The organism is uncultured Microbacterium sp., assembly GCF_963524805.1.
GTDB lineage: Bacteria > Actinomycetota > Actinomycetes > Actinomycetales > Microbacteriaceae > Microbacterium.
Map to the genome: position 1 here is coordinate 42,430 of NZ_CAURGG010000006.1, position 17,213 is coordinate 59,642.

Sequence of the window (17,213 nt, forward strand, 5' to 3'; positions counted from 1 at the left end):
GCGCCCACTTACTAGGATCTGGAGCATGAAGCTCGAACTCCGCGGGATCACCAAGCGGTTCGGCACCCTCGTCGCGAACGACCACATCGACCTGGTCGTGCAGCCCGGAGAGATCCACTGTCTCCTCGGTGAGAACGGCGCCGGCAAGTCGACCCTGATGAACGTCCTCTACGGCCTCTATCGCGCGGACGACGGGGTGATCCTGCTGGACGATGTCGTCCAGAACTTCCAAGGACCCGGCGATGCGATGCGCGCCGGCATCGGCATGGTGCACCAGCACTTCATGCTGATCCCCGTCTTCACGGTCGCCGAGAACGTGATGCTCGGGCACGAGGCCACCAAGGCCGGCGGCATCCTGGACCTCGCGACCGCGCGCGAGCGCGTCCGCGAGATCTCGGCGCGCTTCGGGTTCGACGTCGATCCCGATGCCCTCGTCGAGGACCTGCCGGTCGGCGTCCAGCAGCGCGTCGAGATCATCAAGGCGCTCTCCCGCGATGCGCGGGTCCTCGTCTTCGACGAGCCCACCGCGGTGCTGACCCCCCAGGAGACCGACGAGCTGATGGGCATCATGCGCCAGCTCAAGGAGTCGGGCACCTCGATCGTGTTCATCACCCACAAGCTGCGCGAAGTGCGCGAGGTGGCCGACCGCATCACCGTCATCCGGCTCGGCAAGGTCGTGGGCGAGGCCTCGCCCGGCGCCACCAACGCCGAGCTCGCCGAGCTCATGGTCGGACGCGCGGTCGAGCTGACCGTCCACAAGGGCGCACCGCAGCTCGGTGAGAAGGCGCTCGTGGTCGAGGGACTCACCGTGATCGACGCGAAGGATCAGATCGTCGTCAACGACGTGAGCTTCGACGTGCACGCGGGGGAGATCGTCGCGATCGCCGGCGTGCAGGGCAACGGCCAGACCGAGCTCACCGAGGCTCTGGTGGGCCTTGAGCACCGCGTGCAGGGGTCCGTCCTCCTCGGCGGCGAGCAGCTGGTCGGGGCGAGCGTGCGCCGCATCCTCGACGAGGGCGTCGGCTTCGTCCCCGAGGACCGCCAGGAGCACGGACTGGTCGGCAAGATGACGATCGCCGAGAACCTCGTGCTCGACCGAACGAACGGTCCGCCGTTCGTGCGTGCGGGCAGCCTCCGCCTCGGCTACATCTCCGAGTTCGCCGAGCAGAAGTTCAAGGAGTTCGACGTCCGCGGTCCCGGCATCGAGGCTCCGGTCGGCACGCTCTCCGGCGGCAACCAGCAGAAGGTGGTCCTGGCGCGCGAGCTCAGCAGGGAGCTGTCGCTCCTGGTCGCCGCGCAGCCCACCCGCGGCGTCGATGTGGGCTCGATCGAGTTCATCCACAAGCGCATCGTCGAAACGCGGGATGCCGGCATCCCGGTCATCGTCGTCTCGACCGAACTGGACGAGGTGACCGCCCTGGCCGACCGGATCATCGTGATGTACCGCGGCCGGATCATCGGGATCGTGCCCGGCAACACGCCCCGCGGGGTGCTCGGCCTCATGATGGCGGGCGAAGTCCCGACCGAGGCGCCGACCGACGACAGGGGGGTCGCCGCGTGAGCGAGCAACTGACCGGCGGCACGAACATCACCGCCCCCGGAGCAGGCCCCCTCGAGCAGACGCCGCCGCCGATGCCCTCGAAGTGGCACGACACGTTCCTGCGGATCACGCAGGGCAACGCCATCATCTCGGTGCTGGCGGTGCTGCTCGCGCTGATCGTCGGCGGCATCATGATCGCCTTCACCGATGAAGGCGTGCAGACGGCGTCGAAGTACTTCTTCGCCCGCCCGCAGGACACGATCGTCGCGGTCTGGCAGTCGGTCTCGGGCGCGTACATCGCGCTGTTCCAGGGCTCGATCTACAACTTCGGGGCGCCGACGTTCGCGCGCGGCATCCGCCCCCTCACCGAGACGCTGACCTTCGCCACGCCGCTGATCGCCGCCGGCCTGGGCGTCGCGCTCGCGTTCCGCATCGGAATGTTCAACATCGGCGGTCGCGGCCAGATGCTGATGGCCTCGGCCGCAGCCGGCTGGGTGGCGTTCTCGCTCGATCTGCCGTGGGGCATCCACATGATCGTCGCGCTGATCGCAGGACTCGCAGCGGGGGCCATCTGGGCCGGCATCGCCGGTGCGCTCAAGGCGTGGACCGGGGCGCACGAGGTGATCGTGACGATCATGCTGAACTTCATCGCGTTCTACCTCGTCTCGTGGATGCTGCGCACTCCGGGTCTGCTGCAGGCACCGGGCTCGAGCAACCCCAAGACACCTCCCATGAAGGACACCGCGGTGTTCCCGGAACTGTTCGGACCGCAGTACAACCTGCACTTCGGATTCATCCTCGTGCTCATCGCCACGATCGTCGTGTGGTGGATCCTCAGCCGCTCCAGCCTGGGCTTCAAGTTCCGGGCCGTCGGCGAGAACCCGCACGCAGCGCGCGTGGCGGGCATCAACGTGCAGAGCATGTACATCGTCGGGATGCTGATCGCCGGTGCCCTGGTCGGCCTGGCGGGCGTGAACCAGGTGCTGGGGACGATCACCACCGGATTCTCGGCGGACATCGACGCGGGGATCGGCTTCGACGCGATCACGGTCGCCCTGCTCGGACGCTCGACCCCGTGGGGGACGTTCGCGGCCGGCATCCTGTTCGGCGCCTTCAAAGCGGGCGGGTTCTCGATGCAGGCGGCCGAGGGCGTGCCGATCGAGATCATCACCGTCGTGCAGGCGCTCATCGTGCTGTTCATCGCCGCGCCACCGCTCGTGCGCACGATCTTCTTCCTGCCCTCGCCCGAGCGCGACCAGCGTCGTCGCGAGAAGGCCCGTCAGAAGCAGCTCAAGGCAGAAGCAGGGGCGGTGGCGAAGTGACCCTGGTCCAGTCCTCGAGTCCGGCCGGCGGGGCGATCGCCGACGCTCCGGCGAAGGCCGATGTGCGCAGCTGGAAGGCGCCGATCGCGCTGGCTGTCTTCACGGTGCTGTACGCGCTGCTGATTCTCGCCGTGCCCCGCACGGGAGTGACGACGTTCCGCATCTCGACGCAGTCGGACGTGCTGCAGCTGCCGGAGATCGTGCTGCCGGTCGCGGTGACGACCTGGGTCGTGTTCGGCCTGCTCGTACTGCTGACGGTCTTCTCCGCGATCCTGGTGCGCGGCTTCCGCAAGACGCCCCTCTGGCTCATCGCGGCGTACATCATCATCGCGATCGTCGGGTTCCTGACCTGGGCGGCAGCAGGCGCGACCATCCCGGTGGCGGGGCTGCTCGCCGGCGCGGTGGCGCTGGCGATCCCGCTCATCTACGGGGCGCTCGCCGGTGTGATCGGCGAGCGAGCGGGTGTGGTCAACATCGCGATCGAGGGCCAGCTGCTGGCGGGCGCGTTCAGCGCCGCAGTGGTCTCCAGCCTGACCGGTCAGCCCCTCCTCGGACTGGTCGCCGCGATGTTCGCCGGGGTGCTGGTGGCGTTCGTGCTGGCGGCATTCGCGATCAGGTACCTCGTCGACCAGGTGATCGTCGGCGTCGTGCTGAACGTGCTGGTGATCGGCCTGACCAGCTTCTTCTACTCCCAGGTGCTGCAGCCCAATCAGGCGCTGCTGAACTCCCCGCCGCGCTTCGATCGCATCCCCATCCCGATCCTCAGCGAGATCCCGGTGATCGGTCCGGTGCTGTTCCGGCAGACGATCATCGTGTACCTCATGTACATCGCGGTGGCCCTGGTGTGGTTCGGCATGTTCCGCACGCGCTGGGGTCTGCGCCTGCGCGCCGTCGGGGAGCACCCGCAGGCCGCCGACACGGTGGGCATCAAGGTCAACGCGACCCGGTTCTGGAACGTGCTGCTCGCCGGTGCGATCGCGGGGCTCGGCGGGACGGTGTTCACGATCGGCAACGGCATCGCCTTCAACAAGGAGATGACCGCGGGAGCGGGCTTCATCGCGCTCGCCGCCGTGATCTTCGGTCAGTGGGACCCGTTCAAGGCGACGCTCGCCGCGCTCCTGTTCGGGTTCGCCTCGAGCCTGCAGAACACGCTCAGCGTGATCGGCTCGCCGGTGCCGAGCGAGTTCATGCTCATGCTGCCGTACCTCGTGACGATCTTCGTCGTCGCCGGAGTCGTCGGCCGGTCGCGCGCACCCGCCGCCGACGGTCTGCCGTACATCAAGGGATGACGACCGTCGTCGCCCCGCCGGGCGACCGGCGCGGCATCCATTCCCGAACTGCCCCGAACCCACTGGAGGACGCGCTGTGACCGACATCGACTGGGATGAACTCCGCGCCGCGGCGACCGCGGCCAAGGAGCTCGCCTACGTGCCCTACTCGCGGTTCAAGGTCGGGGCGGCGGCACTGGTCTCGGACGGACGGATCGTCTCGGGGTGCAACATCGAGAACGCCTCGTACGGCGTGACGCTGTGCGCGGAGTGCTCGCTGGTCAGCGACCTGTTCATGTCCGGCGGCGGCAAGCTCGTCGCGTTCGTGTGCGTGGACGGCCAGGGCCGCACGCTGATGCCGTGCGGCCGCTGCCGTCAGCTTCTGTACGAACACGCGATCCCGGGGATGCTGCTCGAGACGATCTCGGGGATCCGCACGATCGACGAGGTGCTGCCCGACGCGTTCGGACCGAGGGAGCTCGAAGAGGCGTCGCGGTGACCCCTCCTGAGCCGTTCGACGCGGTCGATGTCATCCGCGCCAAGCGTGACCACGGCACGGTGCCCGAAGACGCCCTGCGCTGGATGATCGACGCGTACACGCGCGGCTACGTCGCCGATTCGCAGATGGCGGCCTTCGCGATGGCGGTGCTGCTGAACGGCATGGAGCGCTCCGAGATCCGGGTCATGACCGACGCGATGATCGCCTCGGGCGAGCGGATGAGCTTCGCCGGCCTCGGCAAGCCGACGGTCGACAAGCACTCCACGGGCGGGGTGGGAGACAAGATCACGCTGCCGCTCGCACCGCTCGTCGCCGCGTTCGGCGTGGCCGTGCCGCAGCTCTCCGGCCGCGGTCTCGGGCACACCGGCGGAACGCTCGACAAGCTCGAAGCGATTCCCGGCTGGCGGGCTGCGCTCTCGAACGACGAGATGTTCGCGCAGCTGCGCGAGGTCGGAGCAGTGATCTGCGCGGCCGGCTCGGGGCTCGCTCCCGCCGACAAGAAGCTCTACGCCCTGCGCGATGTCACCGGAACCGTCGAGGCGATCCCCCTGATCGCCTCGAGCATCATGTCCAAGAAGATCGCCGAAGGCACCGACTCGCTCGTGCTCGACGTGAAGTTCGGCTCCGGCGCCTTCATGCGCGACGTCGACCGGGCGCGCGAGCTCGCGCGCACGATGGTGGCGCTCGGCACGGACTCGGGCGTTTCCACCACGGCGCTGCTGACCGACATGAACACCCCCTTGGGGCTGGCCATCGGCAACGCGAACGAGGTGCGAGAGTCCGTCGAAGTGCTGGCCGGAGGGGGGCCCGCCGACATCGTCGAGCTCACCGTCGCCCTCGCGCGGGAGATGCTGAGCCTCGCGGGACAGCCCGACGCGGACGTCGAGGCGGCGCTGGCCGACGGCCGGGCGATGGACTCGTGGCGTGCGATGATCCGCGCGCAGGACGGGGATCCGGATGCCGCCCTTCCGGTGGCCCGCGAGACCCACACCGTCACCGCGTCGGAGTCGGGCGTCGTGACCCGCATGGATGCGCTGCCTTTCGGCGTCGCGGCCTGGCGCCTGGGCGCCGGGCGCGCCCGCGCGCAGGACCCGGTGATCCACGCCGCCGGCATCGACCTGCACGTCAAGACCGGCGATGCGATCTCCGCCGGTCAGCCGCTGTTCACCCTCCTCGCCGATGACGGGTCGCGCTTCGCGCGTGCGCTCGACGCGCTCGAGGGCTCCTGGGAGATCGGGGCGGAAGCCCCCTCCGCCCGCCCGCTCGTACTCGAACGGATCACCGCGTAGGCCGCGGCATCCACCCGCCGACCGAACTGAAGACCGAACCGCGTGGGCTCGTCCCCGCCGAGGAGAACGACATGCCGATCGAACAGCACGGCGACACCATCCTGCAGGGCCTCTCGATCCGGAGCCTGCCCAAGGTCTCGCTCCACGACCATCTCGACGGCGGCGTGCGTCCGCAGACGATCATCGAGCTGGGCGAGCAGATCGGTCTCGACCTGCCCGAGAGCGACGGTGACGCACTGGGTGAATGGTTCGCCGAGAAGAGCGACTCGGGCTCGCTCGTGGAGTACCTGAAGACCTTCGACCTGACGACCGCGGTCATGCAGACCGCGGAGGGACTCACGCGCGTCGCGCGAGAGTTCGTCGAAGACCTCGCGGCGGACGGGGTGATCTACGGGGAGCTGCGCTGGGCGCCTGAGCAGCACCTCGGCCGCGGGCTCTCGCTCGATGAGGTCGTCGAGGCCGTGCAGAACGGCATCGAGGAGGGTGAGGAGGCGGTCGAGCAGTCCGGCCGGGACATCCGGGTCGGTCAGCTGATCACGGCGATGCGGCACACCGACCGCTCCCTCGAGATCGCGGAGCTCGCGGTGGCGTGGCGCGGTCGCGGCGCCGTCGGCTTCGACATCGCCGGCCCCGAGGACGGCTTCCTGCCGTCGCGTCACCGGGCCGCCTTCGACTACCTCGCCTCGGAGTTCTTCCCCGCGACGGTGCATGCCGGGGAAGCGGCGGGCCTGGACTCGATCCGCTCGGCGATCATCGACGGCCGTGCGATCCGGCTCGGGCACGGCGTGCGCATCGCCGAGGACCTCGAGATCGTCTCGCGCGCCGGCGAAGAGGTGCTGGTGCAGTTCGGCGACCTTGCGCGCTGGGTGCGCGACCGCGAGATCACCCTGGAGCTGTCGCCCTCGTCGAACCTGCAGACGGGCGCGATCGCGGCCTGGGGCGAAGAGCTCGCCGATCACCCGTTCGATCTGCTCTACCAGCTCGGGTTCTCGGTCACGGTGAACGTGGACAACCGCACGATGAGCCGCACGTCGCTCACGCGCGAGCTGTCCCGGCTCGTGGAGACCTTCGAGTACGACCTCGATGACCTCGAGACCTTCCAGCTGAACGCGGCCGCCGGCGCTTTCCTGCCCATCGAGGAGCGTGAAGAGCTCATCGAGCTGATCGCGGAGGGCTTCGAGCGGTAGGCTCGTGCGCAACTCCTCAGCTACGGGTGTGCGAACGATCCCACCGAGTGATTCGGCCGCCGCGGCCGCAGACCTGAGGAGTTGTGCTCGCTCGGTCTTTCTGGGCGAGCAGCGATGACGGCCTTGATCGACGCGAAGACGCTGTCGCCACGATAGAGGATGTCCTCCGCGATCGGGCGGATGGTGGTGTAGCCGAGCTCAGCGGCGGCGAGATCACGGCGTCGGTCGCGCTTCTGCGCGTCCCAGCCGGAGTGATGGGCTTCGCTGTCGCACTCGATGATGAGCCACCCGTCGACGATGAAGTCGACCCGTCCGACTCCGGGTATCCGCGGCTGGATCTCGATCGCGCACCCCAGCATTCGCAGCATCAGTCTCATGATGCTTTCCGGACCGGACTCGCTCCGCGGGTCCAACAGCGCCCGAATGCTGCGGAATCGTGCCGGGAGCCGCGCGAAGATCGCCGCGATGTCCTCCTCGGTGACCAACCCGAGATGCCACGCGCTGTCGAGTGTCGCGACGGCCGCACGTGGGTTCTGGCACCGGCAGGATTGCGCCAGGGCTTCGATCAAGTTCGCGTGCAGGTCATCACTGCCTGCGCTGGTCTCACGCCAATGGGACACCACCCCGGGTGGCCGCGGTGGAAGCCGGCTGGCGCCGACGGTGACTTGAATGTGAAGGTCGCGATTGTCCAGGACGAAGACGCCGAGCAGTGCGAGCAGGGAGACGCAGTCCAGGCGACCTCCCAAGCCGGCCGCGCGGATGACCTCTCGGGGGGTGCTTGCAGGCACGTAGCGGCCTCGCCGCACACGCAACAGTCGTCCGTCACGGATGCACTGCGCGATCTGTCGTCGACTCAGCCCGCGCGCGGTCAATGTGCGAGCACTCAGGAACGTTCGCGGTACGTCCCTGAGGTGTTCCCCGGCGGCCAGCATCGGCCTATCGTGAAGCAGTTCCGAACATGCGCGGAGGGGACGACGGCGTGCGGGGGAGAAGCACCCTGCAAGATCCTCAGGGGAGGAGCCGACGACTTGTGCGCAACTCCGCAGAAAACGACCACTCGGCTCCGGTGAGGATCGTCGGGGCGCGCAAACATCCCCACATTGAGGAGTTGCGGCCATTCCGACCGCGCGGCTACTCGGCGAGCAGGAACGGACCGAGCGCGTCGGTGATCTGTGCGCGGATGTCGGCGTCCGGGATCGTCGCCTCGCCGTCGCCCGGCTGAGCGCCGTACGCGCCGAAACCCGCGTGGTTGCCCCCTTCTATCACGACGAAGACCGTGTCGGGCGGCAGCAGATGGGCGTTCTCATCGATCTTCTCGGGCGTGGAGAGGCCGTCTTCGCTGCCCGAGATGCTCAGTGCCGCCAGATCGGTGTCGGACAGATCGTTCGCGCAATAGCTGCCGAACAGCACGAGACCCTCGGTGCCCTCGGCCAGCTGGCACGCGCGCACGCCGCCCAGGGAGTGACCGCCGACGAACCAGTCGTGGACATCCGGGGCGAGGGCGGTGAAGTCCGACAGCGGGCGGAAGTCGAAGAACGCCAGGTTCAGAGTCGGCTTGGTGATCACGACCGTCACGCCTTCCTCCACGACGCCGACGAGGGTCGCCGCGTAGGCGACCGGTTCGACCTTGGCTCCTGGGATGAACACGAGCCCGGTGTCGGACTCGCCCGCTGCCGGCGCGAGCACCCACGCGCCGCCCTCGTCGGTGAGCGTCACCGCGGGATCGTCCCGGACCGCCGCGAGCGCCGCCGGCTCGGCCGGCATCACGCCGACGTTGGCCCAGATCAGGAACGCCGCGACGGCGAGCAGCACAAGAGCGCCGATCGACCCCAGCACCCACGCGAGGATCCGGCGGCCACGCCGTTTCCTCGGATCGGGGAGGGGCGGTCGGTCGGTCGTCGGGTCCGTCACCCCGCCAGGCTACGCGAGCTCGGACTGACGGGCTGCCACGATCGCCTCGACCCGGGAGAACAGCGGATGGCCGGGTTCGAGGCCGGTCACCGACGCGGTCAGGGATGCCGCATCCTGTTCGCGCAGCATCCTCTGCAGGTCGACCGATTGAGCGTCCTCGGGGTCGTCGAAGGCGAGCGCCGCCCCCATCGCAGCCACGAGTGCGTCCACCGACAGCCCGCGGTCCGCGGCTTCGGCGGCCGGGCCGACGAAGCGCTCGTTGCGCGAGAGCTTGCGCAGGGGCTGACGGCCCACCCGCCAGACGGTATCGGGCAGCGCCGGGTTGCGGAAGCGGCGCAGGATCGTCGCGCGATAGTCCGCCATATCGGCGGCATCCAGTCCGTGCTTGGCCACCAGCAGCGCCGAGGTCTCCTCGAGCGCGGCCGCCACGCGACCGGAGATGACCTCATCCGACAGGGCGCCGGAGATCGTCTCGACGCCGGCGGCCGCGCCGAAGTAGGCGGTGGCCGCGTGACCGGTGTTCACGGTGAAGAGCTTGCGCTCGATGTACGGCTCGAGGTCGTCGACGAAGTGGGCGCCGGGGATGTTCGGCGGGTCATCGCCGAACGGCGGCCGTTCGATCGCCCACTCGTAGAAGGGCTCGACGGTGACATCGACGCCCCCGCCCTCGGGCTGTCCGGGCACGATCCGGTCGACGGCGGTGTTCGCGAAGACAGCGCGGCCCGCCAGGGCATCCCACGAGTCGCCGGCCAGCGTCATCACCTCGTCGCGGAGCAGATCGGTCGCATTGATCGCGTTCTCGCACGCCATGATCTGCAGCGGGGGGGAGGAGGGGTCGCGCAGTGCGAGGCCCGCGACGATGTGCGGAGCGACGAACCGCAGGATCGTCGGCCCGACGGCGGTCGTCACGACGTTGGCGCCGGCGATCTGCTCGATCACCTCGTCGGGATGCGTGGCGCTGTTGATCGCGCGGAAGCCGGTGACGACGACGTCATGCCCGCCCTCGCCGACCTCGTGCACCGTGTACTCCTGCACGGCGTTGATCGCGTCGACCAGCGGAGCGGCGACGTCGGAGAAGACGAGCTCGTAGCCCCCCTCGTGCAGCAGCAGTCCGACGAAGCCCCGGCCGATGTTGCCGGCGCCGAAGTGGACGGCCTTCATCAGACGCCTGCCGCGGACACCAGGGTGTACAGCTCCTCCGACGACTGCGCGCGCTTGAGGTTCTCCACCTCGTCCTCGTCGGAGAACAGGATCGCGATCTGGGAGAGGATCTCGAGGTGCTCATCGCCCTTGCCGGCGATGCCGACGACGAACGTGACGGGCTCGCCGCCCCAGTCCACGCCCCCGTCGTATCGGACGACCGACAGCGCGGAATCCAGGATCGCAGCCTTCGTCTCGTTCGTGCCGTGGGGGATCGCCAGCTCGTTGCCCATGTAGGTCGAGACGGTCTCCTCCCGTTGCTGCATCGCGTCGAAGTAGGCGCTGGTCACGGCGCCGGCTGCCTCGAGGATGTCGGCGGCCTCCTTCATCGCCTCTTCTCGCGTCGCGCTCCCGGAGTGGATCCGGACCTGTCCGAGGCTGAGGACCTCACGTGCCATGATTTTGCCTTTCGTTGTCGATCGGATGCTGCTGCTGCGGCGCTGGATGACCGTGGTGTGCGGATCCCGTCGCCGGAAAAGGCTGTGGAGCCGGGGGCATCGCGCCGCCCGACTCCACAGCGGTCTCAGTCCCTAGGCCCCATTCTGGTGCTGGTCGCGGACCAGTTCCACAACCTCGTCGTACCGCGGCGAGTTCATGAAGTTGTCCACTGACACGTGCACCGAGCCCGGGGACTGGGCTCGCGCCCGGTCGGTGAGCTGGTTCTGCGTGATGACCAGGTCGGCCGAGCCGTCCAGGGCCGCGATCGCCTTGTTGACGACCGTGACGTCCTCGATGCCCGCCTTCTTGATCTTGTTGCGCAGGACGCTCGCGCCCATCGCCGAGGAGCCCATGCCGGCGTCGCACGCGAACACGATGTTCTTCACCTGGCGCTCGGTCATGACGGCCGGCTCGATGCCGCCGCCCGCCGCGGTCGCCGCGCCGCCGCGCAGGCCTCCCAGTGCGTCGGAGGACTTGCCCTTGGCCGCCTCGGTCTGGGTGATCGCCGCACCGAACGCGTCGTCGGTGGCGGCCATCGCCTCGAGGTCCCGCTTGCGCGAGGCCCGGAGCATGATCGCCGTGAGGACGAAGGTGACGGCGGCCGAGAGGATCACCGACAGGATGACCGCGAAGTACGCCCCGCTCGCCGTCTGCGCGAGCACGGCGATGATGCTGCCGGGAGCCGCAGGGGCGCGCAGAGCGCCGCCGAGGAGCATGTTCGTGGTGACACCCGTGGCGCCACCGGCGATCAGGGCGAGGATCACGACCGGCTTCATGAGCGCGTACGGGAAGTACACCTCGTGGATGCCGCCGAAGAACTGGATGATCGCCGCACCCGGAGCCGACGCGCGAGCCGCGCCGATGCCGAAGAACGTGAACGCGAGCAGCAGTCCGACACCGGGGCCGGGGTTGGCCTCGAGGAGGAACAGGATCGAGGATCCGTCCTCGGAGGCCTGCTGGATGCCGAGCGGCGTGAGCACGCCGTGGTTGATGGCGTTGTTCAGGAACAGCACCTTCGCCGGCTCGATGATGATGCTCGTGAGGGGCAGGAGGTTCATCTCCACGAGCCAGTTGACCGCGTTGCTGAGGATCTGCATCAGGCCGTTGACCAGGAATGCGATGGGGTAGAAGCCCACCACGGCCATGACGAAGCCCCAGATGCCGGCGGAGAACATGTTGACGAGCATCTCGAAGCCCGCCTTGATCTTGCCCTCCCAGAGGCTGTCGAGCCACCGCATCGAGTAGGCCGCGATCGGCGCCATGATCATCGCGCCGATGAACATGTGCACCTGTCCGAGCTGCGACTCACCCTCGGCGAGGGTGGCGTTGAACTGCGCCACCAGGAAGTCGGATCCGGCGATCGCACCCATCACGGCGATCGAGGCGACCACGCCGCCGCGGATGCCGTAGATGATGTTGCCGCCCGTGTAGGCGATGATGATCGGCAGCAGGTAGTGGATGAACGGTCCCACGATCGTCGCCAGATCGGCGTTGGGGGTCCACCCGACCTCGATGAAGAACGCCGTGAAGATGCCCCACGCGATGAGCGCGGGGATGTTCGGCATGATCATGCCGGACAGGAACGTGCCGAAGCGCTGGACTCCGACCCGTACCTTGCTCCCACCGGAGGTGGGTGTAGACACCGTTGTCATGACTGGTTGTCTCCTTCTGTTCTCGGGACTGCTGGTGTTTCAGGATTGTGCGGCCGCGGAAGCGGCCTCTCTGGTGCTGGCGGCCGCACGCGCGGCCTCTCTCGCGCTGGCCGCGCCGTTCGCGGCCAGGGCTGCCTCGGCGATGACCCGGGCATCATCGAGGGAGTACTGGAGCAGCGACGCGCGCACATCGGCGAGCGCCGTGGGGGCCATCGACAGGCTGGTCGCCCCGAGCCCGACGAGCACGACGGCCAGCAGCGGGTCGGCCGCCGCCTCGCCGCAGATGCCGACCGGCTTGCCGTGGATGCGGCCGGCATCGCCGACTTCACGGATCAGGCGCAGCACCGCCGGGTGCCACGGGTCCTGGAAGGCCGCGACCGAGCCCAGCAGCCGGTCGGCGGCCAGCGTGTACTGCGTCAGGTCGTTCGTGCCGATCGAGGCGAAGTCCGCGTCCACGAGGATCCGGTCGGCCAGCAGCGCCGAGGAGGGCACCTCGACCATCACACCGGCGGTCCTGATGCCGTAGTCGCGAGCGACGGCGACGAAGTATTCCGTCTCCTCGACGGTGGCCACCATGGGGGCCATGACCCACAGATCCGCGTCGGTCGCGGCATCCGCCTCGGCCAGCGCGGTCAGCTGCTCTCGAAGGATGTCCTCGCTCGCCCGGAGCGCGCGAATGCCTCGCAGCCCCAGCGCGGGGTTCTCCTCGTGCGCGTCGTTGAGGAACGCCAGCGGCTTGTCGGCACCGGCATCCAGCACCCGGACGACGACCTTCTTGCCCGGGAACGCCGCGAGCAGCGCGGTATACGACTCCCGCTGCTGGGCGACGGTGGGCGCCTGGTTGGCGCTCAGGAACAGGAACTCGGTGCGGAACAGACCCACGCCCTCCGCGCCCAGGGCGACGGCTTCCACGGCGCCCTCCGGCTTGCCGAGGTTGGCCAGCAGCGGCACCGGGGTGCCGTCGGCCAGCGCGCCGGGGGTGATCGGCGCGCTCGCGGCGGACGCGCGGTCCGCGGCGCGGTTGCCGGCCCGCTCGAGCTCCTCCGGGCTGGGCTGGGTGGTCACCACGCCGGCGGCGGCATCCACGATGACCATCTCGCCCTCGACCAGGTCCTTCGCCGCGACGGCGCCGACGACCGCGACGATCGACTTCTCGCGGGCCAGGATCGCGGTGTGCGAGGTCGGTCCGCCCTCGGTCGTGATCAGGGCGAGCACCTTGTCGAGGTCGAGGAGCGCGGTGTCCGCGGGTGCGAGGTCTTTGGCCACGAGCACGAACGGGTGACCGGGGTCGGGCACACCCGGAGCCGGAACTCCCCGCAGGCGGGCGATCACGCGCTGCGCGACGTCGTCGAGGTCCGCGGCGCGCTCCCCGAGGTAGCCCCCCATGGCGGTGAGCATGTCGCGGAACGACGCGAACGCGTCGTGGACGGCGAACTCGGCGGTCTTTCCCGCGCCGATGCGGGCATCGATCTCGGATTCCAGGCTGGGGTCCTCGGCCATCATCGCCTGGGCCTCCAGCACATCCCTCGCGGCGCCGCCGGCCTGTGCACCGCGCTGCTCGAGCTCGCGTGCGACGGCGGCGACCGCCTCGCGGACGCGAGCGGTCTCGTCGGCCGCGCTGCGCTCGCTCGGGCTGTCGGTCGGTGCCGGCAGCGGCTCCGCCATGCGTGCCACCGGGCCCTGGGCCACGCCGAGCCCGATCCCCACACCTCGAAGTTCAGTCATCATGCCTCCGCATCGTGGTCGGTCGAGAGCAGATCGCTCAACAGGTCGAGGGTGTTCTCCGCGCCCTCGCCCTCGGTGGTGAGGGTGACGTAGTCGCCCTGCTCGATGCCCAGGGCGATGACGCCGAGGATGCTGGCCGCGTTCACGGGTGCACCGGCGTCCTTCGAGATCGTGACCGGGATGCCGGAGTCCTTCGCCGCCTGCGCGAACAGCTTCGCCGGCCGCGCGTGCAGGCCGTGCGCGGATCCGATGCGGACGGTCCGGGTGGTGGGGGGCATGTCAGTCCTGTTCCTGTCGAACGTCGGGGGCGGCTTGCAGGGCGCGATCTGAGACGGGAGCGACCGCTTCCTGCACCAGGGCGAGCGTCCGCGTGCCGTCCAGGTCGGAGAAGATGTCCGGCGGCAGCAGCACCACCGCGGTGCCGCGGAGCGCGGCATCCCGTTGGATCCGCTCCACGGCATGTGCGAGGTGGGGACCGACGAGCACGACGTCGGCGCTGTCGAGATCGATCGGCAACGACAGCTCCGTGCCGGCGAAGGCGGCGTAGGCCAGGCCCCGGTCGTTGGCCGCATGGCGCACGCGCTGAGCAACGAACGTGCTCGACGCACCTGCACCGCAGACAACCAGGATCCTCATCGACCCGCCCTTCCTCCGCCCATTCTTGTGAAAACCCTGAGAGTGAACAACCAGTCCTGTTTCCGGAGGGGCGGAAAGCACGCAGACCCCCGCTCCGCAGGGAGCCGGGGGTCTGCGCGGAAGTGCGGGCGGTCTAGGAGAAGAACGCGCTCGCCTTGCGCGAGTAGAGGAACACGAGGCCCACGACGGCGAGCAGACCCGCCACGACCTGGTCCCAGAAGTCGACTCCCATGATGATGGCCCAGATCGCCAGCAGCAGGTTGATGACGAACACGACGGCCATGATGATGCGCGCGGTGTTGTTGCCGCGGAACAGTCCGAGGCTGACGGCGATCGTGATGATGCCGACGATCAGCACGATCCAGGCGGGGAATCCGCCGCCGGCGATGATCGCGAGGATCCCTCCGACGATCTGAATGGCGCCGATGATCCATGCGATCACCGCGACGATGGTGACCCCTACGGGGCGTTCTCCGGCCATGTCCTTCTCCTTATGCGAGGTATGCCACAGCTCTGTGGCGTGCTCACGGTACCGCGGCACCGGCGCCGGCCCGCCGCGGCTCTCCGGCGCGTGATTGACTGGCAAGAGCACCCCGCACCGACGCGCAGAGGACACCGTGACCAGAGTCAGGCAGGACCGCCTCCTGGGTCTGCTCGTGCGCGACGGCGAATGGATGACCGCGGCCACACTCGCCGACGGTCTCGGGGTGACTCCGCGCAGCATCCGGTCCTACGTCACCGCGATCAACGCCCGCGTGCCGGCGGGTGCGGCGGTCGAGTCCGGACCGCAGGGCTATCGTGCCGGCGCCGATGCTCCCGTCGCCCTGCGGATGACGGCGGGGGCGGATGCCGGAACCCCCCGCGACCGCCTGCACACGCTCGTGCGCGCCCTGCTGGACTCCGACGAGGGCATCGACGTCTTCGAGACGGCCGAGCAGCTGCACGTGAGCACCGCCACTCTGGACGCCGACCTCGCCCGGGTGCGCGGGCTGCTGGGCGGCACCGAGCTGACTCTTGAGCGCTCCGCCTCGCGTGCGCGTCTGCGCGGCACCGAGATGGCGCAGCGGCGGCTGCTGAGCAGGCTCGCCCACGACGAGATGGATGCCGGATCGTTCGATCTGGAGGCGCTGCGGCGCACGCTCGGCGAAGGTTCGGTCGGGGCTCACGCCTTCGGCCCCTTCAAGACCGAGCTGGTCGCGGAGCTCGGCGCCCTGGGGTACTTCGTGAACGAATTCGGCATCTCGGATGTCGTGATGCACATCGCGATCGCCGCAGACCGCGTGGCGAGCCACCGCGGCCTCGGCGGCGCGGGCGAGGTGCGCCCCGCCCAGCAGGAGGTCGCCGCGATCCTGGAGCGCCTGGTCGAGCGGCACCTCGGCGTCACGCTCGGCACGGGCGACCTGCAGCACCTGTCCACGCTCGTCCTCACCCGCGTGGTCGCACCCGGCGCTTCCGCGCCGTCGGAGCACGCGCGTTCGCGCCTGGACCCCGACGTGGAGGCGGCCGTGCGGCAGGTCGTGCAGACCGCCGCCGCGGAGTTCCTCGTCGACATCGCCCACGAGGACTTCATCCTGCGCCTGGCTCTGCATGTGCAGAACCTGCAGCACCGCGCCCGCGAGCAGGCGTGGTCGCGCAATCCGCTCACCCGGTCGCTCAAATCCACGTACCCGATGATCTTCGAGGTCGCCGTCTTCATCGCCAGCGGCCTGCAGCAGCGGCTCGGCATCCCGCTCCTGGACGACGAGATCGCCTACATCGCGATGCACGTGGGAGGGCGGCTCGAGCGCAGCCGGCGCGCCGACCAGCTGCTGACCGCGACGATCGTCTGCCCCGGCTACTACGAGCTGCACGAGCTGCTGCGCTCGTCGGTCGACCGCTCGCTCGGCCAGGCGATCGAGGTCGTGGGGGTCGAGACGCGGGTCGACCCGGATTGGGCCTCGATCGACACCGATCTGGTGCTCACGACGATCGAGCCTTCCGTGCCCGGCGACCGTTTCGTGCGGATTCAGCCTTTCCTCACCGATGCCGACGTCGAACGCGTGCAGGCCGCGGCCGCGCGCATCCGCCGCAGCAGGCGCCTCGCCCGGCTGCGCAAGGAGCTGGAGCGCTACTTCGTGCGCTCGGCCTTCGTGCGCGGCCTGGAGGCCGACGGCGGCGAGGAGGGCGTCATCCGTCACCTCGGCTCGCTGCTGGTGGCCGAGGGCGTGATCGACCAGGACTACGTGGAACGCACGATCCAGCGCGAGCGGCTCTCGTCCACGGCGTTCACCGACGCGCTCGCCGTTCCGCACGCGCTGGGGATGACCGCAACCCGCACGGCGATCGCCGTCGGCATCGCCGAGCCGTCGATCTCGTGGGGCGAGGGGCGGGTGCAGGTCGTCGCGGTCGTCGCGTTCTCCGAGACGGACCGCGAGGCGTTCCAGACGGTGTTCGAGCAGTTCGTCGAAGTCTTCTCCGAGCGCGACAGCGTGCATCGGATCGTGCGGCGGGCGACGGACTTCACCGGCTTCCTCGACGAACTCGTCGCCGTCATCGACGGCTGAGCC

At 69.3% G+C, this 17,213-nt stretch carries 16 protein-coding genes; 7 read left to right on the forward strand and 9 right to left on the reverse strand.

The genetic code is table 11. The features are described from left to right. Window positions 1-25: 25 nt before the first annotated feature. The 6 genes from RWQ91_RS12245 to RWQ91_RS12270 all read left to right on the forward strand — a co-directional run bounded on the left by RWQ91_RS12245 (window position 26) and on the right by RWQ91_RS12270 (window position 7,105). On the forward strand, window positions 26-1,561 hold the full coding sequence (locus RWQ91_RS12245; protein WP_314506392.1) for an ABC transporter ATP-binding protein: 1,536 nt from the start codon (window positions 26-28) through the stop codon (window positions 1,559-1,561). Then, window positions 1,558-2,862: an ABC transporter permease gene (locus tag RWQ91_RS12250; protein ID WP_314506394.1), complete on the forward strand. Its 1,305-nt coding sequence runs from the start codon at window positions 1,558-1,560 to the stop codon at window positions 2,860-2,862. The genes RWQ91_RS12245 and RWQ91_RS12250 overlap by 4 nt, the downstream gene beginning before the upstream one ends. Then, entirely contained in the window at window positions 2,859-4,151 is a 1,293-nt protein-coding gene (locus RWQ91_RS12255) for an ABC transporter permease (protein WP_399546383.1), read from the forward strand. The genes RWQ91_RS12250 and RWQ91_RS12255 overlap by 4 nt, the downstream gene beginning before the upstream one ends. A 76-nt stretch (window positions 4,152-4,227) precedes the next feature. Beyond that, a complete protein-coding gene (locus tag RWQ91_RS12260; RefSeq protein WP_314506396.1) occupies window positions 4,228-4,629 on the forward strand; it encodes a cytidine deaminase in 402 nt (133 codons plus the stop codon). After that, window positions 4,626-5,918 (forward strand): thymidine phosphorylase, encoded by a 1,293-nt coding sequence (locus RWQ91_RS12265; protein WP_314506398.1) that lies wholly within the window; start codon window positions 4,626-4,628, stop codon window positions 5,916-5,918. Before RWQ91_RS12260 ends, RWQ91_RS12265 begins: the two co-directional genes overlap by 4 nt. A gap of 71 nt (window positions 5,919-5,989) precedes the next feature. Continuing rightward, window positions 5,990-7,105 carry an adenosine deaminase gene (locus tag RWQ91_RS12270; RefSeq protein WP_314506401.1) on the forward strand — a complete coding sequence of 372 codons (1,116 nt, stop codon included), beginning with the start codon at window positions 5,990-5,992 and terminating at the stop codon, window positions 7,103-7,105. A 20-nt stretch (window positions 7,106-7,125) separates the two neighbouring features. Here the strand turns inward: RWQ91_RS12270 and RWQ91_RS12275 are convergent, their stop codons facing one another. From RWQ91_RS12275 to RWQ91_RS12315, 9 genes are all read right to left on the reverse strand, one after another. After that, on the reverse strand, window positions 7,126-7,893 hold the full coding sequence (locus RWQ91_RS12275) for a DUF559 domain-containing protein (RefSeq protein WP_314506405.1): 768 nt from the start codon (window positions 7,891-7,893) through the stop codon (window positions 7,126-7,128). 343 nt (window positions 7,894-8,236) lie between these two features. Continuing rightward, complete coding sequence (locus tag RWQ91_RS12280; protein ID WP_314506407.1) at window positions 8,237-9,016, reverse strand: alpha/beta hydrolase; 780 nt, start codon at window positions 9,014-9,016, stop codon at window positions 8,237-8,239. Window positions 9,017-9,025: 9 nt separating this feature from the next. Next, a complete protein-coding gene (locus tag RWQ91_RS12285; protein WP_314506408.1) occupies window positions 9,026-10,177 on the reverse strand; it encodes a mannitol-1-phosphate 5-dehydrogenase in 1,152 nt (383 codons plus the stop codon). Beyond that, window positions 10,177-10,614, reverse strand: a complete 438-nt coding sequence (locus RWQ91_RS12290; RefSeq protein WP_314506410.1) for a PTS sugar transporter subunit IIA — start codon at window positions 10,612-10,614, stop codon at window positions 10,177-10,179. The genes RWQ91_RS12285 and RWQ91_RS12290 overlap by 1 nt, the downstream gene beginning before the upstream one ends. A 132-nt stretch (window positions 10,615-10,746) precedes the next feature. Next, complete coding sequence (locus RWQ91_RS12295; RefSeq protein ID WP_314506412.1) at window positions 10,747-12,306, reverse strand: PTS mannitol transporter subunit IICB; 1,560 nt, start codon at window positions 12,304-12,306, stop codon at window positions 10,747-10,749. Between the two features lie 39 nt (window positions 12,307-12,345). Continuing rightward, window positions 12,346-14,031 carry a phosphoenolpyruvate--protein phosphotransferase gene (gene ptsP / locus RWQ91_RS12300; RefSeq protein ID WP_314506415.1) on the reverse strand — a complete coding sequence of 562 codons (1,686 nt, stop codon included), beginning with the start codon at window positions 14,029-14,031 and terminating at the stop codon, window positions 12,346-12,348. Then, on the reverse strand, window positions 14,031-14,309 hold the full coding sequence (locus RWQ91_RS12305; RefSeq protein WP_314506416.1) for an HPr family phosphocarrier protein: 279 nt from the start codon (window positions 14,307-14,309) through the stop codon (window positions 14,031-14,033). The genes ptsP and RWQ91_RS12305 overlap by 1 nt, the downstream gene beginning before the upstream one ends. Before the next feature lies 1 nt (window position 14,310). Next, window positions 14,311-14,667: a PTS sugar transporter gene (locus RWQ91_RS12310; protein ID WP_314506418.1), complete on the reverse strand. Its 357-nt coding sequence runs from the start codon at window positions 14,665-14,667 to the stop codon at window positions 14,311-14,313. Window positions 14,668-14,800: 133 nt separating this feature from the next. Then, on the reverse strand, window positions 14,801-15,148 hold the full coding sequence (locus tag RWQ91_RS12315; protein WP_314506420.1) for a hypothetical protein: 348 nt from the start codon (window positions 15,146-15,148) through the stop codon (window positions 14,801-14,803). A gap of 136 nt (window positions 15,149-15,284) precedes the next feature. Here RWQ91_RS12315 and RWQ91_RS12320 point away from each other — a divergent pair, with 136 nt between their 5' ends. Next, window positions 15,285-17,210, forward strand: coding sequence for a PTS sugar transporter subunit IIA (locus RWQ91_RS12320; protein WP_314506423.1), 1,926 nt, complete (start codon window positions 15,285-15,287; stop codon window positions 17,208-17,210). Window positions 17,211-17,213: the final 3 nt, after the last annotated feature.